The sequence below is a fragment of the Vibrio sp. Hep-1b-8 genome, assembly GCF_006124995.1.
Classification (GTDB): Bacteria; Pseudomonadota; Gammaproteobacteria; order Enterobacterales; family Vibrionaceae; genus Vibrio.
Genome location: NZ_QEWN01000017.1, coordinates 16,527 through 41,987, shown reverse-complemented (window position 1 = coordinate 41,987; position 25,461 = coordinate 16,527). Strand labels below are relative to the sequence as shown.

The window sequence follows — 25,461 nt, the reverse complement described above, 5'->3', positions numbered from 1 at the left end:
GCCACCTTCTTTAGAAGGTGGTAATTTACTTGGTGCCTGCGGTGTTCGTTGTGACGGTTAAACGCCACCCACAGGAATAAAGTAAACTAATGCAGACCATACGCTAATCCAGCTAATGACCACTGCAACGTCTATCCAATCTTTACTCCACATAATACCCCCTTGAGTATTATTGATACATAGCATGAACCCAAGGAGTAACTAGCAACCTTTGTGCCATTGAATAGAACTGATATCGGGCTGTAGACGATTGAGCGTTTGCGGCTTATCTTCCAGCAGTCGGATGAAGCAGTCGGCCATGGAGACAGAGGTTATAACCCCTTCATCTTCCATATTCAAAATCGCGTCGTAACCTTCTTTACCTTTCATCGTATATGCCGATGAAGAACCGTGATATATACGCTGGTGGTCAACTGGCTGCCAGTTGCCACTCGAATCTAAAATCATTAAATCCTGTATACGCTTACCGATTTCCGCCTCAGACAGATAAGTAAAGCGCAGATTATGTGTGTAAGGAAATGAGCCATCCCCTGTCCCTTCAACACCATTGTTTAGCGCGTTATTAATTGCCCCTTCTAAAATGAGCGGCAAGTATTGACCTTTAATTTTGTAGATACCGATCGGTACGGCAAATGGCAGTAGCTTACCTGCCACATCCGCAACAGATACGTTTCCCGCATTAAGTGAATTCCTCACTCCTCCGGCATTATGGAGCGCAAAATCTACGTCGTACCCCATCTGGGTCATCTTGTAATGGAATGACTGTGCGACTAAAGGGGCGAGTTGACTTGGTCCTTGCTCATCTGGGACGCGGATGTGACGCAATTTTCTATCGGCTGTCGCAATGATCTTACCTTGTAAAGCCACAACCTGATTACGATACTTCTCTTGCAACACCGTCTGAAGTGCAGGATCTTTTTTACACACAACAACATTTGGATGTACGTTAATAAACTCACGTGCTTGTTGATATGGTGTGTCGTCATGAGTTTCGCTCATGCTGGCATCAATAAACAGTCGTCGACCAAGGAGTAGCTCATTTTGACCGTTGAATGAGATCAGTTCACCATTGGCCGTAAACTCCAAGTCGCAATGACCAAGGCTCAAGGCATGATAGCCCGCTTGTACTACGTAGGTTTGATTGACTTTTACGCCATAATCATCGTCTTTGGTTAAGCCTAAATCACTGAAATCCCCCTGCAAGCGATGACTATGTCCGCCAACAATCACACTGATGCCATCGACATGGTTGGCGAGATCTAAATCGGCTTCGTACCCCATATGACTGAGCAAGATAATCTTGTTGATTCCTGCAAGGTGCATCTGTGCTACCGTATTTTTTGCCGTTTCAATCGCGTTAATAAAGGGCGTGTCCCAGTCTGGATTTGAGATGTCGGCCATCTTGTCGAGCGCTAAAGAAAAAATAGCAATCTTATCGTCACCAAACGGTTTCTCTATCCAACCAGCGCTATGAGTGACGGCGTTATAGCTCACCACCTTTGGATTGATTGACAGCCTATGTGCCTTATTGAGGGATTCGTTACTTAGATCCCAATTGCCAGCAAGCAGCGGGAAATTAATCTGAGTTGCAAACTGAGCGACGGGTTCATTACCCATGTCTAATTCATGATTGCCTAACGCCATCGCATCAATATCTAAGCCGTTAAGCATGGTGGCGTTTGCTTCTCCCTTAAACAAAGAGAAGTACAAGGTCCCTTGAAAGCAATCTCCCGCATGAAGAAAAACAAATTCTTGGTCTTGAGATTGTGCCTCTTCACGCAACTGTTTTACTCGCGTGGCGATACGAGCAAAGCCCCCGGCACTGACATAGGGCGCTAACGAGTGTCCATCGACATTGATAGATAACTGAAGAGATGTAGGTTCAAAATAGGAATGTGTATCATTGATGTGAGCTATCCGCAGCCGTGTTGTTTTATTTTTTTTATCTGTCATATCTTTTCTCTCTTTTCCGCTACATCCTACCTTATCCAACATGACAGATTCATTATATTTCACATTTATATTGAGAACGATATGTCATATACATCTGAATGTATGATGACGGTCATAGTTATAAAACGAGTTGAGATTGATGTCAGGTTAAGACTTTGTGAGCTAAATGTCTGCTATGTCAGCATTTTTCTATTATGCTTATCATAACAACAATCATTGAGGTCACTCTATGAAGCTAGAGCGAATTGAGATTTCCGGGTTTCGTGGAATCAAACGTCTTTCAATCGCATTCGATGAACTCACCACCCTAATTGGTGAAAATACTTGGGGTAAATCATCACTCCTAGACGCGCTTTCTGTTTCACTCCCACCAGAGGGCACACCGTATAGTTTCGAAATGACAGACTTCCACGTCGATTATTCCATCGCCCATCCCCAGACTCAGCACCTACAAATCGTACTAAGTTTGGTTTCTACTGATAAAAACGAAACTCACGCAGGTCGCTATCGAAAGATCAAACCCGTTTGGGTTGAAGACGAACAAGGGGTCCATCGTATTATCTATCGATTGAGTGCATCACGTGTGGCGTATGATATCGAGACTAAGTACAGTTTTCTCGATATCGAAGGAAACCCATTGCCGTTGCATCACTCCGAAAAGCTGGCACAAGAACTGATGAGTCTCCATCCTGTTATTCGACTCAAGGATTCACGTCGTTTTGAACGCCCTATTCACAACGGAAACAGTGTCAGTTCCCGTGTAGAGAAACGGATAGACAATACTTGCCGCCGTTTAATGGCGATTCCCGGCCACGTCAACAAAGGTGAAATGCGTAGTAGCCTGAATTCAATGAACGCCTTAGTCGAACACTACTTTTCTTTTAAATCCAATTCACGCAAGAATCCACGCAAACAGCGTGATGGTATTTTCTTTAATGCGCCTCAAGGTACCAAAAGTATTTCTCAGGTAGTTGAGGAAACAAAAGACAAACAAACTCGCTTGCTGTTTATGGGGCTGTTAAATGCCTATCTTCAAGCGAAAGGCCCAACAACACTAAGACGTTGCGCTCGCCCACTGTTGATCATTGAAGATCCAGAAGGCCGTTTGCACCCTACCCACCTCGCGCGCGCATGGGGTTTACTGCAACTTTTACCTATGCAAAAAATATTAACAACCAATAGTGGCGAGTTACTTGGTCAGATTCCATTATCCAGTATTAGACGCTTAGTTAGACAGTCGGATCGTACTATTACCACTTACTTGTCTGAGCAAGGATTTGGCCGCGACGATTTGCGCCGCATCGGGTTCCATATTCGTTTCCATCGCTCAGGTGCGCTGTTTGCTCGGTGTTGGCTATTGGTTGAGGGCGAGACTGAGGTGTGGCTATTTAACGAATTGGCTAACCAGTGCGGCTACAACCTCGCCGCGGAAGGCGTGCAAATCATCGAGTTTGCTCAGTCAGGTCTAAAGTCGCTGATCAAAGTTGCCAAAGCATTTGGAATTGACTGGCATGTTGTAACAGATGGCGATGCCGCCGGTAAAAAGTACGCAGCCACCGTTAAAGCTCAGTTGGGTCATGACCAAGAGCGACACAGACTCACCGAACTACCGGATCGAGATATAGAGCACTTCTTGTATAACAATGGATTCGAGCCGTTTTTTAAAAATATGGTCAAGATTCCACTAGATCACCCTATTCCCGCGAAAAAAGTCGTCACACGAGTGCTGAAAAAATACGCCAAACCGGATCTCGCGCTCGCCATCGTTTCCCACTGCGAAACCAAAGGTAACGAATGCATTCCAATCTTATTGCGCTGGACATTGAAGCGTGTCGTCACAATGGCAAATGGCAACACATAAAAAAGCGGCATCTATAACTAGATGCCGCGTATCAAAAAATACTGATACAAATCAATCGGGGGTTCCTGAACAGCTTCGGTATAGCAGTCAGGATGGTTATCTAAAGCTAAGAACGCGCTTGTAAACGGCTATTAGCCTGAGATTGGTTTGACTTCTGATGAAGCCACATGCCGCTCGCTTTCATTAGGTAACCAAAAATGCCACCTAAAATCAGGGAAGGAATCACTAGCTTCCAGTTACCATCGGCTGCAAAGGTTGCGCATGAACCAATAAAGGTGCCAGGGATATAACCGAGCCAAGCTTGTTTCGCCTGCACACACATCAAAAATGCAACAAGGGCAGTAATCACGTAGCCAAGGATTTCCAGTGAAGCGAATTGAGATGCGTAAATGATCACCATTGCCCAAAAAACGCCACTCATATTAGTTATCAAACTAACTGATAACCCTTTTAGTCCGTCGTTTGGCGACGCAAAATAGCTAGTACAGCCCAAGAAACCTGCCCATGAAAGCAGCCCTAGAGAGATAGCTACCCACCCCCAAAGTCCGGATAAAATGCCTGTTGTAAGTGAAATTGCGACTAGAGTGCTCATTACGCCTCGCTCGGTGTGTTTAACCACACATCAAAAGTTCAAGTAAGCATACTAGGCAATTTCACGCCAATAACACACATCGTAGATCACACAATCAATAATTAAATTGCATTGTAAATCATTAAACTTGTGACGTAATCGATATTTCAACAGTTTTAGTTAATAAGGTGCAGGGGCGTTGGCTACAACACTGACGGCTTGCCTTTCATCATTCGTGCCCCTTCTCGCTTAATGCACTCGACAAGCGGGTTTTCAATCATGTCGGCTCGCCATATAAAAGAGAGAGTCCGCTCCATACTGAGTTCTGGGACATTCAGAGCGACAAGCTGACCACTTTCAATGAATCGCTCAACATCAAGATAGGGTAAACAAGTAAGATATTGACCGTTTTCAACCATACTGCGAAGCACTGGAACGTGTTCGTATTCACGCCATACATCGAGATCTTCAATCAAATGGTGTATCGAACTGTCAAAAATCATTCGTGTCCCGCTGCCGTGCTCTCGCAATACCCAACGAGCCTGCTCAAGCTGCGCCAAGCTCACTGTTTCATGGCGAGCGAAAGGATGATGAGCAGCAGCAACCACTGTTAGATGATCCCGGCACCAAACCTCCTGATGCAAGCGGTTGTCATCACAACGTCCTTCGATGATACCCAGGTCATATTTGTAGTCGAGTACCCCCTCGATAACACTGTCGGTACTTTTGACGTTAAGTGAAATACGCATTTCAGGAAAAGAGTTATCAATAATACTGATAAGGTCAGGCACCAAATGTTCTGCTGGTGTTTGGCTTGCGCCAAGCTTAACGTGGCCACTAAGCAAATGCTGTTCGTAGAAGCCCATTTCAATCTGTTGTGCATCTTGCAAGAGGCGTTTTGCTTTTGGGCGAAGCCACATTCCCCAGTGGGTCAGAGCCATCTGCTTTCCTTGGCGTTCAAAGAGCGGACGGCCGAGCATCTTCTCCAATTGAGCCAAAGACATGCTTGTCGCTGACTGAGTTAATGCGAGTTTATCAGCAGCCAAACTGACACTGCCGGTATCGGCAACTGAATCAAATACTGCAAGCTGTTTTAATGAATATCGCATAGCGATCCAATCCTTTGCTATTGATGGTGTTTTCTACACACATTACTACGTTCAAATGTCAGATTGACCCGACATATACGCAAACCATTTCATTTTACGCTCCTGCCACGGCATATCAATATTTTTGATGTGTTTTTTAAAAATTATCAATTTTACCTCTAGTGCTCCTGACCCTAATCTGGTTGGGCAGTGGTGAGTTATTCGCTGCATACACACAGGAGGAGATTTATGCAGTACACGTTGAGGAGCGGTTATGTCATCAACTCAAGTCAATAATCAGTACTTTTCGCCCATCGATATGATGGCCGAAGCTGAAAAATTTGCGTTAAGCAAAGCCAAAAAGAGCAGCGGCATGACGTTAAGCCTAGCGATTATGGCTGGCGCGTTTATCGGTCTGGCATTTCTGTTTTACATAACAGTCACAACAGGCAGTGCTGATAGTGGTTGGGGGTTAAGCCGATTAGCTGGAGGCTTGGCCTTCAGTATGGGGCTCATTCTCATCGTCATATGTGGTGGAGAACTGTTTACCAGTTCAGTGTTATCGAGCATCTCTTGGGCCAATAAACAGATTAGCTTTACCAAGATGATCTCTATCTGGGGCAAGGTCTACTTCGGTAACTTTATTGGTGCAATGCTGCTGTTGATCATCGTCAGTGCCGCTGGCATGTATCAATTGGATCAAGGTCAGTGGGGATTGAATGCGCTCAACATTGCTCAGCATAAACTACACCACACCACCATCCAGGCATTCGCATTAGGTGTGTTATGTAACTTATTGGTTTGTCTAGCAATATGGTTAACTTTTAGCAGTGCAAACGCAATGACAAAGGCAGCAATGACAATTATGCCTGTTGCCATGTTCGTCTCAAGCGGCTTCGAACACTGCGTAGCCAACATGTTTATGGTGCCATTGGGGATCGTTATCCAGAACTTTGCTCCCGATAGTTTTTGGCAGCAAGTCGGCGTATCAGCGACACACTATGCAGACCTAAACGTTAAGCAATTTGTCTTCGCCAACCTGATTCCAGTGACACTTGGAAACATTGTTGGGGGAGCCGTTTTGGTGGGACTTGCGAACTGGGGAATTTATCGCAGACCACATCTAAAAGCAGCCAGTGTATCGGCCATTACAACAACTCAGTTAAATACGGTTAAGGAACTAACTATGAACAACAACCTAACGGCTAAAGACATTATGAATAGCGCGCCAGTCGTACTACGCGCAGACATGCCAACTCCAACAGCGATCGACACTCTTTTAGACAACCATCTTGCCAGTGCACCCGTTTGTGATATCGAAGGTCGTTTAGTAGGTTTCTTCTCTGTACATGACGTGATGGTCGACCTATGGTGTCAGGATTACATTCCAACGAGCGATCAAAAAGTGGTTGATTTAATGTCACGCGAAGTTATCGCTATCGATAGCAAAGACAAACTGGTTGATATCGCTGAATTCCTTTGTATCGACAAGGAACAGCTATACCCAACAACGAGCATGGGGATGGCGACTCGCTTCACCACACTCTCTTTAGAAGAGCGTGCGAAATCGATGAAAGTAAACCAACCGCATGTACTGCCTGTTCTTGAGCAAGGTAAATTGGTCGGTGTGGTCTCACGAGAAACTGTTCTTGCCGCACTGCGCCCTATTTACGGTGAACGAGTGAGCATCGTTGAACAACGCCATCTAGAAACAGCGTAAAAGACAGAATAACAACACGTTGGCTAGAAGTTTTGGTCGGGAAATAAGTCGCTTGACCAAAAAAAGCCCCTTAGCTCTGGCTAAGGGGCTTTTTTGTCACTTCCGCTGCTGGCGTTATTTCTTAACACCTTCAACGTGCAGTTCCATGTCTACATAACTTGATGCACCCATCACTGCGATATTGAAGTCTGCAAGCTCAAGACGCGTTGTGCCGTAGAAGCCAGCACGCTCATTACCCCAAGGATCTTGACCTGCACCAATGAACTCAGCATCAATTGTAACTGGCTTAGTCACACCATGAAGATTCAGTTCACCATTTACAGCCAGTTTGCCGTCGCCTTTATCAACAACACTGGTACTGGTAAAGGTTGCTGTAGAGTACTTAGAAGCGTCAATAAAGTCTGAACTACGAATATGTTTATCACGCTCTGCATGGTTCGAGTCTAAACTTGTCGTATCAACATTTACCATTACTTTTGATGCGGCTACGTTAGCAGGATCATAAGAAAACTCACCATCGAACTTGTTAAAACGACCTTTGATAAAACTGTAACCTAGGTGGCTTACTTTAAAGTTAACTGAAGCGTGAGCACCTTTAGTATCGATCATGTAATCTGCTGCGCTAGCACCAAAAGGCAATGCCATAACCATAGCCAGTCCTGCAGCAAAAATTGTTTTTTTCATTGTGAAGCTCCTATCATCTTACGTAGCGTGTTGTTTTTCACGTTTTTGATAACGTTGTGCACGTAATAACTAGTTTATGCCTAGCATTTTACGTAACGTATTGTCTTTATTAATAAAGTGGTGTTTTAAAGCTGCAATTGCATGAACAGCAGCAAGAATAATGAGTGCCCAAGCCGTATAGAAATGAACCTGACCAGAGATATCTGCCTGATTTTCAAACAGAGCCCCTAACGCGGGTACACTAAACCAGTTGAAAACGTCAATCGCTCGGCCATCTTCCGTCGAAATCAAATATCCTGAGACAAACAGCACGATAAACAGACCGTACATCGCCATATGAGCCAATTTGGCGCCAATGATTTCTAGCGGGCTGCCTTCAGTTCGTGGTGACGGCGTCACTAATTTCCATACAAATCTAAAGATAGTTAACCCTGCTAGCAACAATCCAACTGATTTGTGCCAGTGCGGTGCGGTCTTATACCACTGACTGTAATAGGATAGATCGACCATCCACAATCCGACACCGAACATGGCGATAACCACAATCGCTGACAACCAATGGATTGATCTTGCTACTGGGTTGTAATTTTTTACGTCTGATTTCATTCAACAGCCCTATGCCTTAGCGTTACTTTTGTGCTCTTTAGACTACATTTCCGTCTTTCTTGCAACAGATTATTTACTATTCTTTACTTTCACGACATCCGTTGGTGTTGATTAAGTCGTTCAAAAAAATTGAAGGAACTTAATAATCACTCAATTGCTCGGCTTGATAGATTTCATCGCCGATATCTAACATTTTTCTTTCCATTATCGCTTGCGCATCAGATAGGCCTTTGTTGTAAAAAGCGCCACCAAAATTCTTGGTAATAAACTCAAGCAGAAATTCACTATCGAATTGTCCGATTTCAATATCAAGTTCGTCTTCTAAGTAGTTCTGAAGCCGCTGCGCCATCGCCTGTTTTTGTTGTGATGTAAATTCAATCTTAGACATAAACCCCTAAAGCTCCTCAAGTTTTAATCGATTAAGTGTAACGAAACTTTATCGCAGCATGTTAGTCTAGTTACGCTTAGTGCTTATTATGGAGAGATTGATCTTGTTATTGGATGTATTAGTACAGAGCGTCAACGAATTTCAGGCTGACTGCATGGCGTTATGTGAAAAGCACTACCCAACAATTCACAATAAGGGGATGAATGAGCATCATTTGGGCCTAGCCTTTGCGCGTCGTCTTTCACGCACGCTGAATGAGTTTGGTCATGACTACGACTATAAGTCTCTTGATACGGTAAACAACATCGATCTTCCCCATCACTATCGAGTCAGTTCAGAAATAGGCACGGTGTGGATTTTGACTTCTCACCTTGTTAGCGCTGGGCCTTCATGTCGTAAGAAGCTGTTTAAAACCATAGCCCATTGGCAAGAAGAGTATGGATACGCCGTCCAACCGAACGATCTATTACTATTACTTACTGACCATTGGATAACGCGTAGCAAACAGAGTCGAGAGTTACTACATTGGTGGACAGGTCAATTACCAGACGAGATAGATGAATACCGTGTTCAGGGGATCACTCTGTATGAAAGTGAATCTCTACTGGCTCAATCTCTAGAACAGCATTTTAGCCTCAGCCCTTATTTCGTAAAGTTTACCCATCCATTAAAGCGCGCTACGGATAAACAGCTGGTACGTAAATACATTCAGCTCTATTCAGTCATACAACTTAGTTAAACGCCGTCATGTCATCGTAAGGTCACGTTCTCCAACAATACTACTCCCTCTTTGTCGAGATAAAGAGGTTGAAGTGAAAGCTCTTAAACGCTACCAGTACGAACGATAGTATCGCCCGCTAATTTCCCCTCTAGCGTGGACAAAAACGCATCAAACCATGTTTACTACTTAGCCACTAATGACAAAACGTTCAGTTAATCTGTCTGCTAGTAAACGATTAATTAACCAATAGTTGGATATGCCTTCAAAATTCGAGTCTTTAGCCCAAAGTTTAATTGACAGATTTACGGCCGTGTCAATATTATGTCGCAACGTTGAGAACAACCCACTGTGGTTAACTTTGTCGATTATCGAGGTCTATTGTAGGTATGATTCTATCCACTAAGCAGCAATTTGTGGATTGCCTTTCCATCAATGAAAATTCGCAGTACGTCGGTACTTATAAAGACCTAAAACTCAATAGTGTGTTCCAACCGATTTTCGACCGCCAGGACCAAGTTATCGGTGTTGAAGCTTTGGTAAGGATTCACCGTGAAGGACATGGTTGCGTCCGCCCTGATCTCTTTTTCCATTCTGACCAGACTGACTTTGATGACAAGATCAATGTAGAGCGTTTAAGTCGAGTCATTCACATTCGAAACTTTGCGCGTTCAAAATACCGTCATCTGCAACTCTTCCTTAATGTCCTCCCGTCCGCTGGGGAATATCTCGCCATCGAAAGTATTGATTCTTGCTTGCTCAATCAGCGTCTCAAAGCTCTTGAGCTAAGTAGCTCGCAAATTGTCATGGAAGTGATTGAACTCGCTGCATCGAGCGAAGAGAACCTGCGCCGAGCGATGGACAAACTTGCTGAGAATAAGTTCACAATCGCGGTAGATGACTATGGTATAAATGCCTCAAACCAAAAGCGGGTTGAAGCGTTAAGACCCGGAATAATAAAAATTGATCGTACATTGATGCTATCGTGCATGGACGGCGATAAAAGTGGCTTGCTGTCTAGCATTAACCTTGCAAAAAAACTCAATGCAAAAACGGTAGTTGAGGGTATTGAGACTCAACAGCAGCTTGATGCAATGCGTCAGTTAGAGATCGATATGTTCCAAGGGTATTTTCTCGCAATGCCGGCTCCACTAGAGGCCGTCCATCCGTTCGCAACACACAACTTTGAGGAATTGAGTAAGTAAAATGTGACAAACGGCGATTTAAATAAGTTGTCCTAAAACTCTCGCTGAGAACAATACCTCCTCCCCATTTTGTATATGCCCCATCAATCATTGGCTGTAATTTTAACATCCAAGAAACCACATACTTACAATACATATCTCTAACTGCAAAAGCTTTATCGAATTATTGTTCCAGATCATTAGAACGGCAAATTGCCCTCGTGCCACAAGATAGAATTCTGTACATTCTTTGACATAGTTTGAAACAGTTTCTTTATATTTTTCATATCTTGAGGAGATTTCTATGCTGGAACTCTTGATTGGCCTCGTTGTGACGATCACCGTTGGCTATTTCATTGTCAAAGGCTACAAACCCGCTGGTGTCCTACTCACTGCCGGTATTTTTCTGTTGATTGTTACGGGGATTATCGGCCACACCGTATTGCCCGCAAAGATCACATCAACAGGAAACATGGTCACTGACGCACTAGAGTACGTCAAATACATGCTTCAGTACCGTGGTGGCGGTTTAGGTATGCAGATCATGCTGTTATGTGGCTTTGCTGCTTATATGACTCATATTGGTGCTAACAATGTTGTAGTAAAACAGTTTTCAAAACCACTCTCTGTCATCAAGTCTCCATACGTACTGCTCGTTGCAGCCTATATTGTCGCGTGTCTCATGTCATTAGCCGTGAGTTCTGCAACAGGCCTTGGTGTTCTATTAATGGCAACACTATTCCCAATGATGACGGCTATGGGCATTTCTCGTCCAGCTGCGGTTGCTGTTTGTGCGTCCCCTGCTGCGATCATTCTTTCACCAACGTCTGGAGATGTGGTCATTGCAGCTGAGAAGTCAGGATTAGATTTGGATGTATTCGCCGTCCAAACCGTACTTCCAGTCTCAATCTGTGCGATCATCGTGATGGCAGTAGCCGCTTTCTTTTGGAACAAATACCTCGATCAAAAGCAAAACTCTCCAATGGAGCGAGTCGATGTTTCTGAGATTGAAGTAAACGCGCCAGCGTTTTATGCCGTGTTACCATTCTTACCGATTATTGGTGTGTTCCTGTTTAACGGTCGTACTATCCCAGGCCTCAAACTAGACATCTACACCATTGTAGTGCTTTCGATTTTCATCGGCGCTTTGGTTGATTATGTTGTTAAGCGTTTTGACGGACAAAAAACCCTTGAAGACCTAGAGTCTTGTTACCAAGGTATGGCTGACGCGTTTAAAGGTGTTGTGATGCTATTGGTCGCAGCTGGTGTGTTCGCTCAAGGTCTTATGTCTGTCGGCGCTATTGATAACCTACTGCACTTAGCAGAAACAGCGGGCGCAGGCGGTATTGCCTTGATGCTGATCTTGACTGGTCTAACAGTTGCCGCGGCCATTGCGACGGGTTCAGGTAATGCGCCTTTTTACGCATTCGTTGAGCTTGCTCCTTCATTAGCCGCTAAAATGGGCCTCAACCCAGCGTTCCTAATCATTCCGATGCTACAGGCGTCTAACCTAGGTCGTACTATTTCGCCAGTATCAGGTGTTATCGTAGCAACTTCAGGCATGGCAAACATCAGTCCGTTCGAAGTCGTGAAACGTACTTCGGTTCCTGTACTGTGTGGTTTGGCAACGGTCATCATTGGTACGATGGTACTGGTTCCAATGAACGCGTAATTCGCCGACTAGGCACTAAAAAGGGCGCTATCAGCGCCCTTTTTTGTATTGGTGACAGTTACTTATTATCACCGTATCGTTCTAGGTATAACACGGTTGCTGCTGTGCGAGACGGTACCTTGAGCTTCTTAAGTAGGCTCTTCATGTGCACTTTCACCGTCGATTCAGAGATAAAAAGTGTGTCTGCAATCTGTTTGTTACGAAAGCCTTTTGCCACTTCTTTTAAGATTTGTAACTCACGGTCTGTGAGTTCATCAAAGACGTCCGTGCTGTTCTCACGTTCGCTAAGATATTTGGCTACTTCTCGGCTGTACGCTTTGTTACCGCGTAACGATGAACGCAGTAGCTCCACCAGCTCGTCAGGTTCCGTATCTTTAAGTAAATAGCCGTCAGCGCCTGCTTTGACGATCGCTTCAATATCTGCCGGGCTGTCTGATACTGTGAGGATAACAATTGCTGCATCGCAACCATCTGCACGAAGTGCCCCAAGCGTATCAAGTCCAGACATCCCCTTCATATTGAGGTCGAGTAACACGAGATCAGGTGTATGCTCATGGTTTTTGGCAACGGCATCAGCGCCATTGCTTGCTTCCGCCACCACATCAAAATCGTCTTCAAAGCTCAAGAGCTGCTGAATACCACGTCTCATCAGTGGATGATCATCCACTAGTAATACTCTACATACGGTCAATGTTCGTTTCCTTAATCTTGGGATACTCTAATAGTATTTCACAACCTTTATTGTCACGACTGTTAACGACAAGATTTCCACTTAATCGAGAGGCGCGCTCTTTCATAATGCTTAATCCGTAATGGTTGAGCTTTTCAATTGATTGATCAAACCCTACACCATCATCACTGACCGAGACTAGGACGTGTGTATCGGTTTCATGACATTGAATACAAATGTGTTGTGCATTTGCGTGCTTTATAGCATTTATGGTTGCTTCTCTTATCAATTGAAGTAGATGTACTTGTTGATTTGCATCTAGTTCAATGGATGATAATTGATTGCTTAAAATGATTTCTGCATCGGTCTGCTCTGCCAACTGAGACGTCATTTCACTCAGTGCGTTTCCAAAACTGCCCTCTTTGATCGTCAATCTAAAGGTCGTCAAAAGTTCCCTTAGCTGGGTGTAAGCCGCCGACAACCCGGTATCAAGTTCAGCAAGAATTGGCGTCGTGTTATCAAGCTCTTTGCTATCAGGTAGTTTAGCAATTCCTCTTTTAAGCAAAGAGACTTGAATCTTGAGATACGATAACGACTGCGCTAATGAGTCATGTAACTCACGGGCAATGGTCGCACGCTCTTCCATCAGAAGCAGTTGCTCAGCCTGTTTTTGCGCCTGATTGTAATAAACTGCCCGCGAGAGTATTTGGACAAAGTTATCGATCAGAGCTTGATCCGGACACGGCAATGATACTTTCCAATAAAGCGTCCCTAACTCCACGCCATCTAATGACAACGGCTGGCTCTGGCAGTTCGAATCGCATCCGGCACATTCGTCACCTTGTGTCAGTATTAGTGGACGTTCACCCTCGGCAGTGATTTCTAATTTAACCGCCGCGATGCCTTCTAAGCTTGCAATGTGAGCTAAGATGGCTTCAAAGTTATCCTGACCAATCCTCGAAGCAGTGAGTTCCTGCGATGATTTATATAGTACTTTCAGCGAGTTGTTGGCATGCTGAAGCCTCTGCGTTTTCTCATTAACCGCTTTTTCAAGCCCTCGATACAGCTTACCAAGTTCCGCGGCCATATTGTTAAAAGTGCGGGTTAAAATCCCCATCTCATTGTCGCTCGAAACATTGAGCTCAACGTCAAATGAACGCGATTGGATCTGTTCACTGGCATAAACCAATGCGTTCAAAGGTCTTACGATTTCACGTCGTGTGTAATGAACCACAAAGATGCCGACGATAAGAATCCCACCAAGACCTAATCCGCCAACCCATGCGAGCTTGATCAGTTTCTGCTCTGAGAAGTTTTGTAATTTGAATACAAAAGCATCGATTTGATTGACAAATCCAGCAACGAGGATCAAATAACGATCCCTGTCATGACTCTTTAACACCTGCTTGAGTTCGTGCCAACGTACAATCAGGCGGTAGTAATCATGGGTAATATCGTCAGGTACTGTCCAGCCTTGCAACGCCTTCATCGACGGTGCATAAACAGAACGTTCAAACATGGTAATGTGCGCTTCATAATCGACAGATTCAGACTGGATATCATGCGCAAGTCGATAGCTCTGCATACGCATCGATCCTGCTACGTTGACTGCCTCAGCATCATTCAGACTGGAAGCCAAAGTGATGATGGCAAAACTCGTTGTCGCCACCGAGAGTGCAAGGATAAGGCCCATCGCTTTGGCAATGGTTCTCGTAACGGAGTTTTTCACACTTTTTAACACAGTCTCACCACTTGTTGAATCTATCGCCGATATTTGTTCTACCTAGTTTGTGCGACACGCACAATATGTGATCAAAGCCGTCGGAATTTATTGATCTAAAACAACAACCCCCGCTAATTAACCCCTAAGGGGTATTTATACAAATATGTCAAAAACTACAATTTGTATGAACTTAAATGACAGTTTGTTAATGGCAATTGTGAGCTAAGCGTAGTCCACAATAATTGTGATATTAAGGATTTCAGTGGTCGATCTAGCAAAGCGCAGCTTTTTTTCTCGTAACAAAATCGATGATACCGCAATCAAGCTCCCTTGGTTGGCAAATTCTGGTGTTTTTACAGATTTATGCACCCGTTGCGGAAAATGTGCCGAGAATTGCGAAACGAACATCATTGTCAAAGGTGACGGTGGTTTTCCTACTGTCGATTTTTCGATTGATGAATGCACATTTTGCTATCAGTGTGCCGAAGCATGCCCTGAACCCTTATTTTTGCCTCAATCACAACAACCTTGGAATGCAAAAGCGTCAATCAGCGAAAGCTGTTTGGCGATTAATAATGTCGAATGCCGAAGCTGTGGCGATATGTGCGAAACCATGGCAATCAAATTCCAATTACAAATCGGCAAAGTCGCACAACCAAAAATAGAGTTTGATGAATGTAGCGGATGTGGCGCATGTGTTGCTGTATGCCCTACTTCGTCAATCATTGTGAGCAATTTAGTTTAAACGGAATCCATCCATGTCACTTAACGAAGTGCATATTTCTAGCTTAGTCGTCCACTGCTCTCCTGAGCATCTTAACGAAGTTAAGCAACAGATTGAGCAAAACGATAATGCAGAGATTTATGCTGATAGCCCTGAAGGGAAAATAGTCGTGGTTTTAGAAACTGAAAACCAGGGCTTTATCACCGACACAATCGAAGCAATAAACAATTTACCGAATGTATTGAGCACTGCGTTGGTTTACCACCAAATTGAAAGCAGTCTCGATGACAACGAATTAAACGACAATAACACTGGAACTCAACATTCCCAAATCGAGGGTGAAGTATGAAGATGACAAGACGAGCGTTTGTGAAAGCAAACGCAGCAGCATCAGCAGCGGCAGTCGCAGGTATCACTCTACCAGCGTCTGCAACCAACCTGATCGCTAGCTCAGACCAAACAAAAATTACCTGGGACAAAGCGCCTTGTCGTTTCTGTGGTACTGGCTGTTCTGTTCTTGTAGGGACACAAAACGGCAAAGTAGTGGCTACCCAAGGTGACCCAGAAGCACCTGTTAACAAGGGGCTAAACTGTATCAAAGGCTACTTCCTTTCAAAGATCATGTATGGTCAAGACCGTCTTACACAGCCTCTGCTACGCATGAAAAATGGCCAATATGACAAAGAGGGTGAATTCACTCCTGTCTCTTGGGATGTTGCATTTGACACCATGGCTGAAAAGTGGAAAGAAGCACTTAAAAAGCAAGGTCCTTCTGGCGTAGGTATGTTTGGTTCAGGCCAATGGACTGTGATGGAAGGTTACGCAGCCGCTAAAATGATGAAAGCTGGCTTCCGCTCTAACAACATCGACCCTAATGCTCGGCACTGTATGGCTTCCGCTGTAGTCGCATTCATGCGTACCTTCGGTATTGATGAACCAATGGGATGTTACGATGACTTTGAAAACGCGGACTCTTTCGTTCTTTGGGGTTCAAACATGGCAGAGATGCACCCAGTTCTTTGGACTCGCATCACTGACCGTCGTCTAAGTCACCCACACGTTAAAGTCAACGTGCTATCAACTTACTACCACCGTTCATTCGAATTGGCTGACCAAGGTTACATCTTTGAACCTCAGTCTGACCTAGCAATTGCAAACTTCATCGCTAACTACATCATCCAAAATAACGCGGTAAACTGGGACTTTGTAAACAAACACACCAACTTTAAGCAAGCAGATACTGATATCGGTTACGGCCTACGTGACGATGACCCACTGCAAAAAGCGGCGGCAAATCCTAACTCAGGCAAGATGTCTGCGATTTCGTTTGAAGAATACAAGAAATCTGTCGCGCCATACACCGTTGAAAAAGCGTCTGAAATGTCTGGCTTGTCTCAACAACAACTGATTGAACTGGCTAAACAGTACGCAGATCCAAACACTAAAGTGATGTCTTTATGGACAATGGGTATGAACCAACATACTCGCGGTGTATGGATGAACAGCCTAATCTACAACATCCACCTACTAACAGGTAAGATAGCGACTCCGGGTAACAGCCCATTCTCACTAACGGGTCAGCCATCAGCATGTGGTACTGCGCGTGAAGTTGGTACGTTTGCTCACCGTCTACCAGCAGATATGGTCGTAGCAAATCCGAAACACCGTAAGATCGCAGAAGGTATTTGGAACATTCCAGATGGCGTTATCCCACCTAAACCGGGTTACCACGCTGTATTGCAAGACCGTATGCTTAAAGATGGTAAGTTGAATGCTTACTGGGTTATGTGTAACAACAATATGCAAGCGGGTCCAAACATCAACGGCGAACGTCTTCCAGGTTACCGCAATCCAGAAAACTTTATCGTATGTTCTGATCCATACCCTACTGCAACAGCACAAGCAGCGGATCTTGTTCTACCTACAGCAATGTGGATCGAAAAAGAAGGTGCTTATGGTAACGCAGAACGTCGTACACAAGCTTGGTACCAACAAGTCGGTACGGTTGGCGAAGCTAAATCTGATTTATGGCAGGTGATGGAGTTCTCTAAACGCTTCAAGATGGAAGAAGTTTGGACAGAAGAACAACTTGCGAAAGCACCTCAATACCGCGGTAAGACTATGTATGACATGTTGTTCGCCAACGGCGTTATCAACAAGTTCCCAATTGAAGAAGCACGTGAGCTAAATGACGATGCTCACCACTTCGGTTACTACGTTCAAAAAGGTCTGTTCGAAGAATATGCGATCTTTGGCCGTGGTAAAGCACACGACTTAGCCCCATACGATGTATACCAACAAACTCGCGGTCTACGCTGGCCTGTTGTCGATGGCAAAGAAACACTATGGCGTTACAAAGAAGGCTCAGATCCATATGCGAAGGCAGGTTCAGGATGGGACTTCTACGGTAAGCCAGATGGTAAAGCACTGATTATTTCAGCGCCTTACGAAGCGCCACCAGAGTCGCCTGATGCTGAATACGACATGTGGCTATGTACTGGCCGTGTTCTAGAACACTGGCACACAGGTACTATGACACGTCGTGTACCAGAACTTTATAAAGCCGTTCCAGATGCAGTCTGTTACATGCATCCTGCTGATGCGAAGGCGCGTGGTATCCGTCGTGGCGATGAAGTTCTGATTGCGAACAAACGTGGTGAAGTACGTGTACGTGTTGAAACTCGCGGCCGTAACCGTCCACCAGAAGGCTTGGTCTTTGTACCGTTCTTTGATGCACGCATTCTGATTAACAAACTGATCCTAGACGCGACTGATCCTCTGTCTAAACAGACTGACTTCAAGAAGTGTCCAGTCAAGATCACTAAGATTGCGTAAGTTTGCATGCCCTGACTGATTCGTCAGTCAGGGATAAGAATTTAGCCGATAGGCGGAGAATGAATAATGAAAAAATTCCTAATTGCACTGTTATCTGTTGGTGCTTTAATGAGTGGTGCGGCTGTAGCTGAGCTTGATAATCCTGGTGGTATTGGTGGCTTAGAATCATTACGTGGCGTGAGTGAATTAGAAGCAACTCGCCCTGCTGATGAGTTTAAAAAATACCCACGCGAACAAATACTCGACAGTAGCTTTGTTTACCAGCCACCGTTGATCCCTCACAACATTCGCAACTATGAGGTATCTCTGAATGCGAACAAATGTCTCGCATGTCACAGTTGGAAGAATGCAAAAGAGATGGGCGCAACCAAGATCAGTGTAACGCACTACGTTAACCGCGAAGACGCAGTACTGGCTGACGTATCACCTCGCCGTTACTTCTGTCTTCAATGTCACGTTCCTCAAGCCAACGCAAAACCGCTTGTTGAAAATGAGTTCAAGAGTGTCGATGCGCTTAAATAAGCAGCACGTGAGTAAATAAGAGGTTATCTATGAAATTATTGAAAGCGTTTTGGAAACGATTGGCAACCCCAAGTAAAGCTGCGGTCGGTGTAGTTCTATTTATGGGTTTCGCTGGTGGTCTTCTATTCTGGGGCGCGTTTAACACGGGGATGGAGGCAACCAATACAGAGGAATTCTGTTCTGGCTGTCACGCACCTATCGTCGAGGAAATTCAAGAAACAATCCACTACTCTAACCGCTCTGGTGTACGTGCAGTCTGTTCAGACTGTCACGTACCACACGAGTGGACAGATAAGATTGTTCGTAAGGTTCAAGCATCGAAAGAGTTGTTTGCGCATTTTGTAACAAATACCATCGACACACCTGAGAAATTCGAGGAGCGTCGAGCGTACTTAGCTGAACGAGAATGGTCTCGCTTGAAGAAGAATGACTCACTTGAATGTCGTAACTGTCACGAATTTGAGTATATGGATTTCTCTGAGCAAGGTCAGCGTAGTGCAAAACAGCACTCTACTGCCCTAGCCTCTGGTGAGAAAACGTGTGTAGACTGTCACAAAGGTATTGCACACAAACTGCCTGACATGCACGGTGTTGAAGGCTGGCAATAAGGAGCACAGAAAATGAGTACTTTAGAATCCGTTATCTGGCATATCCTCGGCTATGGTGCCATGCCTTTTATCATTTTATCTGGCTTTGCGGTAGTCGCTGCAATCTCTCTATGGATACTATCGCTAGGTAAAGATAAAGAGGTGGAATAACGTTTCCCCTCCGCGCTGACACAATTTTGCCTATTTTGTATCAAGCGTAAAAAAACCACCGCATTTGCGGTGGTTTTTTTTGCTATTTATTTGGGTAACCCTGTGGATTGTTCGACTGCCATCGCCATGTGTCACTCGTCATTTCTTCAAGAGTTCGCTTCGCCTGCCAACCAAGCTCTTTGATGGCTTTACTTGGATCGGCCCAACACTCTGCAATATCACCGGGGCGACGCGCGACAATCTGGTAAGGGACATTTTTGCCCGAGGCAAGTTCAAAAGCTTTTACCATTTCAATCACACTGTAGCCACTGCCTGTCCCCAAGTTATAGATATGTAGACCCGATTTTTGACCGACTTTCTCTAACGCAGCAACGTGACCATCTGATAGATCCATCACATGAATGTAATCTCGAACACCCGTACCATCTTTGGTTGGATAATCATTGCCAAATACAGACAAAAATTCTCGACGACCAACAGCGACTTGAGAGACGAAAGGCATAAGGTTGTTTGGAATGCCTTGCGGATCTTCACCGAGTTCACCTGATGGATGTGAGCCAACAGGATTGAAGTAGCGCAAAAGCGTAATACTCCAACCAGGGTTTGCTTTTTGAAAATCGGATAGACACTCTTCAACCATCAATTTACTGCGACCATAAGGGTTCGTCGCACTAGTCGGGAAGTCTTCAGTAATTGGCACACTCGCTGGATCACCATATACAGTTGCAGAAGACGAAAAAACGAGTGTTTTCACATTAGCCTCGCGCATTGCAGCAACCAAGACCAAGCTACCATTGACGTTATTGTCATAGTATTCCAGAGGCATGGTGACAGACTCACCGACCGCTTTAAGCCCAGCAAAATGAATAACCGCCTGAATGTCATTACTCTTTAGCACATCAACGAGTAGCGCCTTATCGCGAATGTCGCCCTCGATGAACATCGGTCGAACGCCCGTTACACCTTGGATACGATCCAGTACGGATGCTTTGCTGTTGTACAAATTGTCAAAGATGACTGGCGTCATACCAGCTTCAATCATCTGTATACAGGTGTGGCTGCCAATGTAACCCATGCCGCCGGTAACCAAAATATTCATATCACTAACCTTCTGAATTATTAAGGCAAATATTAACCAAAAGTCGGGGTAAAATACAGGATAGGGATACACTTAGCAGAACAATCAATCCTGATTGATGACAAATCGACCTTTTCCACTCGCCTTGGCTTGGTACATTGCCGTGTCCGCTGCTTTAAGCAATTCGTCCATACTCTCGTCGTAGTCCTCTACAAAGTGTACGCCAATACTAGCACCTACGTTCAAAACACGGCCTTTATAGACAATGTCTTTATGGATCAAAGCGATTAGACGCTCGGCCAACATAGAAATTGATTGCTTGGTCGTATTGTTGATTAACACCACAAATTCATCACCAGAGAGCCTTGCGACTAAATCATTGGTTCTCACCTGTGACAAAAGGCGTTCTGATACCTGTTTAAGCACCTCGTCCCCCGCGTCGTGGCCATAGGTGTCATTCACACCTTTAAACCCGTCCAAATCGAGATAGAGTAACGCGAAACCAGTTCTGCTTTCTTGTTCACTTTTGAGTACTTCCGTCAGTACCCGATATAGCTTGGCTCGATTCGCTAGACCGGTAAGGGAATCATGGTGCGCCAGATGTTCTAGCCTTTCCATCTCTTTAAGGTTCGACAAATCGGTTAAAATGTAGACATAGTCAAATGCATTCTCATCGTCATTGTTTACGATACGTGAAACCTTTACGAACATAGGAACTTGATGTCCGTAGATGTGTTTTTCCCATACCTCACCTTGCCATTGCCCATAATTTATCACCGCCTCTTTAATTGTTGGCATAAGAGAGCGGAATTGCTGCCATTCGAAGATATCGTCGGTGTTTTTTCCCAATAATGACTCTTGAGGGTAGCCAAGCAACGATGTCAATGCAGGGTTGACCATAGTAATAACGTCATTTTCATCAGTGACTATCAACGCGTCCTGACTGTGTTCAAACACGCCGGCAGCTAGTCGCTGCCTCTGTAGCGCTAGTTCAACTTCCGTAACGTCCTGAATCGCGAACAGAAGCTGACCTAACTTGGTCAGTTTGGCGCAACTGACTTGAAGTAACTGGCGCTGTTCAAACACATCCGTAACCCAAAACTGTTGGTCGATAAATTCCTGCTGCTGTTTGAGTGCCTGCTTAATGCTCTCCGAGTTTCGCCCACCAATAAAGTCGAGAATATTCGCACCTTTAAGAAACGCACTTGTACAACGGAACACTTGGCAAGCGGAAGCATTAAAATGAATAATTTCACCGGTTGAATTGACCACCATGAGCGCATGTTTTACCGCCTCGACCACTTCATTGGCGAACGATTTCTCTTCTTCCAACCTATCTAATGTGTATTCAACTTGTTGGTCTCTTTGCTTCAATCTATCCAGCATGGTGTTAAAGGCACGAACCAGCGCGCCAATTTCGTCATTAGCCGTCGGGCGTACATTTAGAGTATTTTGCTTTCTGTCGATAAACGAACGCATACCGATATTTAAGTGGTAGACTGGTTCGACAATGTATTTCTGCACGGTCATGTACAATACAACGCCAGCTAACACCATCAAGAGCAAGAACATCAGACTATCGAACAAGGCGCGATCATAGAGTTCTTGGAAGGAGGATTTCGATATAATCACCCTCAGTTTGGCAATCACTTCTTGTTCTAGCTCGACAGGAACCAGCAAGAAAATATGATCCTTACCGATCGAATACCCTTGTCGGTTGATCTCATTCCGTTGTCCTTCTGTCGGAACTGGTGCTGCAAGACCTTCTCTCTCATACATAGCGAACAATTGACCGTCAGAAGTGTAGAGTTTAACCCTAGCCACTTCTTTATCCGCAGAGAAAGCATCCAACACTTCCTTCGCGGCTAAACTGTCATCAAATAAAATAGCCGCTTGTAAGTTATACGCCACACCTTTGGCCAGCACACTGACTCGGTTGATTAGATTATCTCTCTGTGTATCCACAGCATGGTAAAACGCGTACCCCTGAGACAATAGGAAAACAAGTCCAGTAAACACGATGAGCGGTATGATCAATTTACTTTTGAGTGACAGATCGGTGAGTGATTTCATCATAGCTTCCCCTCAACGTCTGAAACACGCAATAAATTTGAAGATATTCGATAGCTGCCAAGGTTGCCGAGGTTAACTTTAGGTTTTATTCGTCCGGCTTTGGTCGCCAATTCCACGGCGCCGCCGTAGTCAGTAAAACGCGTAACGTCACTGACAGTAACCGTGCTTTTGGGATAAGAGTTGAGCAGCGACAAACTGCTTCTTTGCGTTAAATAAACAAGATTGCAATTATCGCTAGTGATTCGAATAGGCTTATCTCGTACCATTTTTCCTTGGGTAATCTCGGAGAGTAAACTTCGGATTTTTTCACTGTCGGGAAGACAAATATTGATGCTATCCATCTGTTCCTCCGCTTGCCAATAAATAAAGCTCACGATGCGATAGAGGTAGACGGCCTTAATTTGATCTTCACTATATGTCGCTGCACAGGCTTGCTTACTACCCAGCAGTAATCCAATAACAATAAGCCACAACGAGCGAAAATGCCTAGTATTCATAACTCAGCCTCAATGCGACGAGTTCCTCACGCAAATAGAAACTGTTTATGTCTTCATAGAATCCCTGATTCTCAGCAAGGTTTTGTACCAATAATTCAACTAACGGCGCACTAGGGTTAGCTTGCCACGCCAACCTCACATCGAGCGTGAGGTAATTGTCCAAATGGGCATTACTCTCGTAATTCACCTCTTGCCCTTTGAGCATGAGGTCAAATTGAATTTGTTGAGTGACCTGCCATAACATTTGCAAAGACGCCAAATGTTGAGAATCTATAGATATGCTTCCTTCTGCACTTCCGTTACTCGTAGACGAAGGCTGCCAATCATGATCTAGGGTGAGATAACTATAACTACCATACAAGGACAAAGAGTCGTTGAGCATCCAACGAGTGGCAATTTCTACCCCATAAGAGTCGACAACATAGCTGTAAGTTAACTGGTAGATGTCAATTTGATCATAACCGGGATAACGCCCTTGATATTCGACGCCATCGATATTGTCGTAATGGCTGTAAAACACAGACGCATCAAGCTCGACATTCTCCGTGATTAAGCGATAGCCTATATCGTAGGTAATGACAGTTTCTAGATCTCGCTCTGCCGAAGGCAGGGTCAGTTGATAGAAGTATTCAAGATGACGGAAATCACTTGAACAATCTCTTCCTGCTGGACAATACAATTGGTTGGCAATGAAAATGGAGTTGGTATCCATATAAGAAGGAGCAACGATACCCCTGCCTACTCCAGCCCATACGCTGCTAATGAAATCAATATCGTAAATGGCTCTTAGTTGCGGAGAAAGTTCTAAGCTATCTCCCTGTTCAAAATATTCAGCTTTAACACCCACAACCGTTTTTAGCTTGTTAGTCCATTGTCCTTCATGCTGGATATAACTATTTACAATACTGTCGGCAGCAGAGTCGATATTGTACAAGCGTACATAATAATCCACTGAGTTGAGATCATAGCCCGAGAACTGATGCATTAGATCGAGAGCGATATAGCGGTAACCACCGCCATAAATAACCTGCTGCCGCGGAGTCAGTTGCGTCGCGAAGTTGAACTCGGCGTCAAAAGTTGAATATTTTCCGGGGGCATCATAAGCAGAGTCGTAGTTTTGTTGAAGCCAGAAGCGATAATTACTTTCTGTATTGTCTGAGAGAGTTTGGCGAGTATCGAGTTGTGCGTAATAGGAATGGCTAGTGATGGTTTCATTGGAATAACTTGTCCCAGTGGCAAAGCCATTAGCGTAGTCAACCGTGAACATATCTTGAATGACGCTACTTTTCTCTCCTCCTAGGCGTAATATCCACTGATGAGGCCGCTCGACAACAATGCCTGCACTGTGCATGTTCCAGCGCGTATCTGGTGTGATGGGCAGGTAGACTTCAGACTTATGCTTATAGTAGGCACGAGCATATATGTCTGGTGATAGCAATAAACCCTGGCGTACCGAGAGATCATAACTGCCATACTTTTGATAACTTAAGGAGACTTGCCCGCCTAACGTTTCCGTCGCTGACTTCGTCACAATGTTGATCACACCGTTTTCCGCATTCCCACCCCAAATACTCCCAGCAGGCCCACGAAGCACTTCAATGCGGTCAATGTCATCCATCGGATAATCTACATCCGCCCAATAGACGCCACCATATATCGGACTATAAAGGCTACGTCCGTCTTGAAGAACCAACATTTTATTAAATAGGCCACTGTGAAAGCCACGTGAAGATACGATCGGCTCCGCCGCGGAATAGTGACTCACTCTAAGCCCCGGCACTAGATTAAGAGCGTCAGCCAACGATCTTGCGCCACTTCGCTTAATCCGCTCTCCATTCAGTACATAAACCGCAGCAGGAATATCAGCGAGATCTTGAGAAAACTTCGAAGCAGAATCGACAGTTACATGCAGTAGGGAAAGCTCTTCTAAACTCATTGATACCAATTCATCGAGATCGCTCTCGCTATGAGCAACCGTCGAAGCTGTGAGGAGAACCATGGAGAATAGTGATCTTTTATACATTCAGGAACCTGACAATATTAGCAAATTATATTATTCCACTTATCAATATTTAATTACACACATAACAAATTAGTTTTTTCAGTTTGTTGGCTAAAAAATGAAACCGATCACTG

At 44.6% G+C, this 25,461-nt stretch carries 23 protein-coding genes; 11 read left to right on the top strand and 12 right to left on the bottom strand.

The window, feature by feature from the left end; all coding sequences use genetic code 11:
* Nucleotides 1–201 precede the first annotated feature (201 nt).
* Nucleotides 202–1,953 carry a bifunctional metallophosphatase/5'-nucleotidase gene (locus DA100_RS05290; protein ID WP_138971234.1) on the bottom strand — a complete coding sequence of 584 codons (1,752 nt, stop codon included), beginning with the start codon at nt 1,951–1,953 and terminating at the stop codon, nt 202–204.
* Nucleotides 1,954–2,182: 229 nt separating this feature from the next.
* Here DA100_RS05290 and DA100_RS05285 point away from each other — a divergent pair, with 229 nt between their 5' ends.
* Nucleotides 2,183–3,814, top strand: coding sequence for an ATP-dependent endonuclease (locus DA100_RS05285; protein ID WP_138971233.1), 1,632 nt, complete (start codon nt 2,183–2,185; stop codon nt 3,812–3,814).
* Between the two features lie 106 nt (nt 3,815–3,920).
* Here DA100_RS05285 and DA100_RS05280 read toward each other — a convergent pair whose 3' ends face one another.
* Both DA100_RS05280 and DA100_RS05275 read right to left on the bottom strand, forming a co-directional pair.
* Complete coding sequence (locus DA100_RS05280) at nt 3,921–4,406, bottom strand: DUF1097 domain-containing protein (RefSeq protein ID WP_138971232.1); 486 nt, start codon at nt 4,404–4,406, stop codon at nt 3,921–3,923.
* Between the two features lie 182 nt (nt 4,407–4,588).
* On the bottom strand, nt 4,589–5,494 hold the full coding sequence (locus DA100_RS05275; protein ID WP_138971231.1) for a LysR substrate-binding domain-containing protein: 906 nt from the start codon (nt 5,492–5,494) through the stop codon (nt 4,589–4,591).
* 253 nt (nt 5,495–5,747) lie between these two features.
* Between DA100_RS05275 and focA the strand changes: the two genes are divergently transcribed.
* A complete protein-coding gene (focA, locus tag DA100_RS05270) occupies nt 5,748–7,193 on the top strand; it encodes a formate transporter FocA (protein ID WP_138971230.1) in 1,446 nt (481 codons plus the stop codon).
* Between the two features lie 114 nt (nt 7,194–7,307).
* On the opposite strand, the gene DA100_RS05265 is transcribed toward focA, so the two are convergent.
* The 3 genes from DA100_RS05265 to DA100_RS05255 form a co-directional block, all read right to left on the bottom strand.
* Entirely contained in the window at nt 7,308–7,877 is a 570-nt protein-coding gene (locus DA100_RS05265) for a YceI family protein (RefSeq protein WP_138971229.1), read from the bottom strand.
* A gap of 69 nt (nt 7,878–7,946) precedes the next feature.
* The gene (locus DA100_RS05260) at nt 7,947–8,483 is read right to left on the bottom strand and encodes a cytochrome b (RefSeq protein ID WP_138971228.1); all 537 of its coding nucleotides are present in this window, start codon (nt 8,481–8,483) and stop codon (nt 7,947–7,949) included.
* Nucleotides 8,484–8,622: 139 nt separating this feature from the next.
* Nucleotides 8,623–8,871: a DUF2164 domain-containing protein gene (locus DA100_RS05255; protein WP_138971227.1), complete on the bottom strand. Its 249-nt coding sequence runs from the start codon at nt 8,869–8,871 to the stop codon at nt 8,623–8,625.
* A 103-nt stretch (nt 8,872–8,974) separates the two neighbouring features.
* Here DA100_RS05255 and DA100_RS05250 point away from each other — a divergent pair, with 103 nt between their 5' ends.
* The 3 genes from DA100_RS05250 (at nt 8,975) to dcuC (ending at nt 12,445) form a co-directional block, all read left to right on the top strand.
* Nucleotides 8,975–9,610 (top strand): hypothetical protein, encoded by a 636-nt coding sequence (locus tag DA100_RS05250; protein ID WP_138971237.1) that lies wholly within the window; start codon nt 8,975–8,977, stop codon nt 9,608–9,610.
* 368 nt (nt 9,611–9,978) lie between these two features.
* Entirely contained in the window at nt 9,979–10,794 is an 816-nt protein-coding gene (locus tag DA100_RS05245) for an EAL domain-containing protein (RefSeq protein WP_138971226.1), read from the top strand.
* Between the two features lie 283 nt (nt 10,795–11,077).
* Nucleotides 11,078–12,445: an anaerobic C4-dicarboxylate transporter DcuC gene (gene dcuC, locus DA100_RS05240; protein ID WP_138971225.1), complete on the top strand. Its 1,368-nt coding sequence runs from the start codon at nt 11,078–11,080 to the stop codon at nt 12,443–12,445.
* Nucleotides 12,446–12,503: 58 nt separating this feature from the next.
* Here the strand turns inward: dcuC and DA100_RS05235 are convergent, their stop codons facing one another.
* Nucleotides 12,504–13,136: a response regulator gene (locus DA100_RS05235; RefSeq protein WP_138971224.1), complete on the bottom strand. Its 633-nt coding sequence runs from the start codon at nt 13,134–13,136 to the stop codon at nt 12,504–12,506.
* The gene (gene narQ, locus DA100_RS05230) at nt 13,123–14,856 is read right to left on the bottom strand and encodes a nitrate/nitrite two-component system sensor histidine kinase NarQ (protein WP_138971223.1); all 1,734 of its coding nucleotides are present in this window, start codon (nt 14,854–14,856) and stop codon (nt 13,123–13,125) included. The genes DA100_RS05235 and narQ overlap by 14 nt, the downstream gene beginning before the upstream one ends.
* 244 nt (nt 14,857–15,100) lie before the next feature.
* On the opposite strand from narQ, the gene napF reads away from it, so the two are divergent.
* From napF to DA100_RS05200, 6 genes are all read left to right on the top strand, one after another.
* Nucleotides 15,101–15,583: a ferredoxin-type protein NapF gene (napF, locus tag DA100_RS05225; protein WP_138971222.1), complete on the top strand. Its 483-nt coding sequence runs from the start codon at nt 15,101–15,103 to the stop codon at nt 15,581–15,583.
* Between the two features lie 13 nt (nt 15,584–15,596).
* Entirely contained in the window at nt 15,597–15,911 is a 315-nt protein-coding gene (locus tag DA100_RS05220) for a chaperone NapD (protein ID WP_138971221.1), read from the top strand.
* A complete protein-coding gene (gene napA / locus DA100_RS05215; RefSeq protein WP_138971219.1) occupies nt 15,908–18,397 on the top strand; it encodes a periplasmic nitrate reductase subunit alpha in 2,490 nt (829 codons plus the stop codon). The genes DA100_RS05220 and napA overlap by 4 nt, the downstream gene beginning before the upstream one ends.
* A 66-nt stretch (nt 18,398–18,463) precedes the next feature.
* Nucleotides 18,464–18,919, top strand: coding sequence for a nitrate reductase cytochrome c-type subunit (locus DA100_RS05210; protein WP_138971218.1), 456 nt, complete (start codon nt 18,464–18,466; stop codon nt 18,917–18,919).
* Between the two features lie 29 nt (nt 18,920–18,948).
* Nucleotides 18,949–19,527, top strand: coding sequence for a NapC/NirT family cytochrome c (locus tag DA100_RS05205; RefSeq protein WP_138971216.1), 579 nt, complete (start codon nt 18,949–18,951; stop codon nt 19,525–19,527).
* Between the two features lie 12 nt (nt 19,528–19,539).
* A complete protein-coding gene (locus tag DA100_RS05200) occupies nt 19,540–19,677 on the top strand; it encodes a TIGR02808 family protein (protein ID WP_138971215.1) in 138 nt (45 codons plus the stop codon).
* Nucleotides 19,678–19,759: 82 nt separating this feature from the next.
* Here DA100_RS05200 and galE read toward each other — a convergent pair whose 3' ends face one another.
* The 4 genes from galE to DA100_RS05180 form a co-directional block, all read right to left on the bottom strand.
* Nucleotides 19,760–20,776 (bottom strand): UDP-glucose 4-epimerase GalE, encoded by a 1,017-nt coding sequence (gene galE / locus DA100_RS05195; RefSeq protein WP_138971214.1) that lies wholly within the window; start codon nt 20,774–20,776, stop codon nt 19,760–19,762.
* A gap of 84 nt (nt 20,777–20,860) precedes the next feature.
* On the bottom strand, nt 20,861–22,828 hold the full coding sequence (locus tag DA100_RS05190; RefSeq protein WP_138971236.1) for a diguanylate cyclase: 1,968 nt from the start codon (nt 22,826–22,828) through the stop codon (nt 20,861–20,863).
* The gene (locus DA100_RS05185; protein WP_138971212.1) at nt 22,828–23,325 is read right to left on the bottom strand and encodes a YfiR family protein; all 498 of its coding nucleotides are present in this window, start codon (nt 23,323–23,325) and stop codon (nt 22,828–22,830) included. The genes DA100_RS05190 and DA100_RS05185 overlap by 1 nt, the downstream gene beginning before the upstream one ends.
* Nucleotides 23,315–25,348: a TonB-dependent receptor gene (locus DA100_RS05180; protein WP_138971211.1), complete on the bottom strand. Its 2,034-nt coding sequence runs from the start codon at nt 25,346–25,348 to the stop codon at nt 23,315–23,317. The genes DA100_RS05185 and DA100_RS05180 overlap by 11 nt, the downstream gene beginning before the upstream one ends.
* Nucleotides 25,349–25,461 lie beyond the last annotated feature (113 nt).

What these genes read in the sequence shown, in the direction of transcription:
- DA100_RS05290 (WP_138971234.1), bottom strand. Translation starts at nt 1,953, where the DNA reads ATGACAGATAAAAAAAATAAAACAACACGGCTGCGGATAGCTCACATC.
- DA100_RS05285 (WP_138971233.1), top strand. Translation starts at nt 2,183, where the DNA reads ATGAAGCTAGAGCGAATTGAGATTTCCGGGTTTCGTGGAATCAAACGT.
- DA100_RS05280 (WP_138971232.1), bottom strand. Translation starts at nt 4,406, where the DNA reads ATGAGCACTCTAGTCGCAATTTCACTTACAACAGGCATTTTATCCGGA.
- DA100_RS05275 (WP_138971231.1), bottom strand. Translation starts at nt 5,494, where the DNA reads ATGCGATATTCATTAAAACAGCTTGCAGTATTTGATTCAGTTGCCGAT.
- focA (WP_138971230.1), top strand. Translation starts at nt 5,748, where the DNA reads ATGTCATCAACTCAAGTCAATAATCAGTACTTTTCGCCCATCGATATG.
- DA100_RS05265 (WP_138971229.1), bottom strand. Translation starts at nt 7,877, where the DNA reads ATGAAAAAAACAATTTTTGCTGCAGGACTGGCTATGGTTATGGCATTG.
- DA100_RS05260 (WP_138971228.1), bottom strand. Translation starts at nt 8,483, where the DNA reads ATGAAATCAGACGTAAAAAATTACAACCCAGTAGCAAGATCAATCCAT.
- DA100_RS05255 (WP_138971227.1), bottom strand. Translation starts at nt 8,871, where the DNA reads ATGTCTAAGATTGAATTTACATCACAACAAAAACAGGCGATGGCGCAG.
- DA100_RS05245 (WP_138971226.1), top strand. Translation starts at nt 9,979, where the DNA reads ATGATTCTATCCACTAAGCAGCAATTTGTGGATTGCCTTTCCATCAAT.
- dcuC (WP_138971225.1), top strand. Translation starts at nt 11,078, where the DNA reads ATGCTGGAACTCTTGATTGGCCTCGTTGTGACGATCACCGTTGGCTAT.
- DA100_RS05220 (WP_138971221.1), top strand. Translation starts at nt 15,597, where the DNA reads ATGTCACTTAACGAAGTGCATATTTCTAGCTTAGTCGTCCACTGCTCT.
- napA (WP_138971219.1), top strand. Translation starts at nt 15,908, where the DNA reads ATGAAGATGACAAGACGAGCGTTTGTGAAAGCAAACGCAGCAGCATCA.
- DA100_RS05210 (WP_138971218.1), top strand. Translation starts at nt 18,464, where the DNA reads ATGAAAAAATTCCTAATTGCACTGTTATCTGTTGGTGCTTTAATGAGT.
- DA100_RS05205 (WP_138971216.1), top strand. Translation starts at nt 18,949, where the DNA reads ATGAAATTATTGAAAGCGTTTTGGAAACGATTGGCAACCCCAAGTAAA.
- DA100_RS05200 (WP_138971215.1), top strand. Translation starts at nt 19,540, where the DNA reads ATGAGTACTTTAGAATCCGTTATCTGGCATATCCTCGGCTATGGTGCC.
- galE (WP_138971214.1), bottom strand. Translation starts at nt 20,776, where the DNA reads ATGAATATTTTGGTTACCGGCGGCATGGGTTACATTGGCAGCCACACC.
- DA100_RS05190 (WP_138971236.1), bottom strand. Translation starts at nt 22,828, where the DNA reads ATGAAATCACTCACCGATCTGTCACTCAAAAGTAAATTGATCATACCG.
- DA100_RS05185 (WP_138971212.1), bottom strand. Translation starts at nt 23,325, where the DNA reads ATGAATACTAGGCATTTTCGCTCGTTGTGGCTTATTGTTATTGGATTA.
- DA100_RS05180 (WP_138971211.1), bottom strand. Translation starts at nt 25,348, where the DNA reads ATGTATAAAAGATCACTATTCTCCATGGTTCTCCTCACAGCTTCGACG.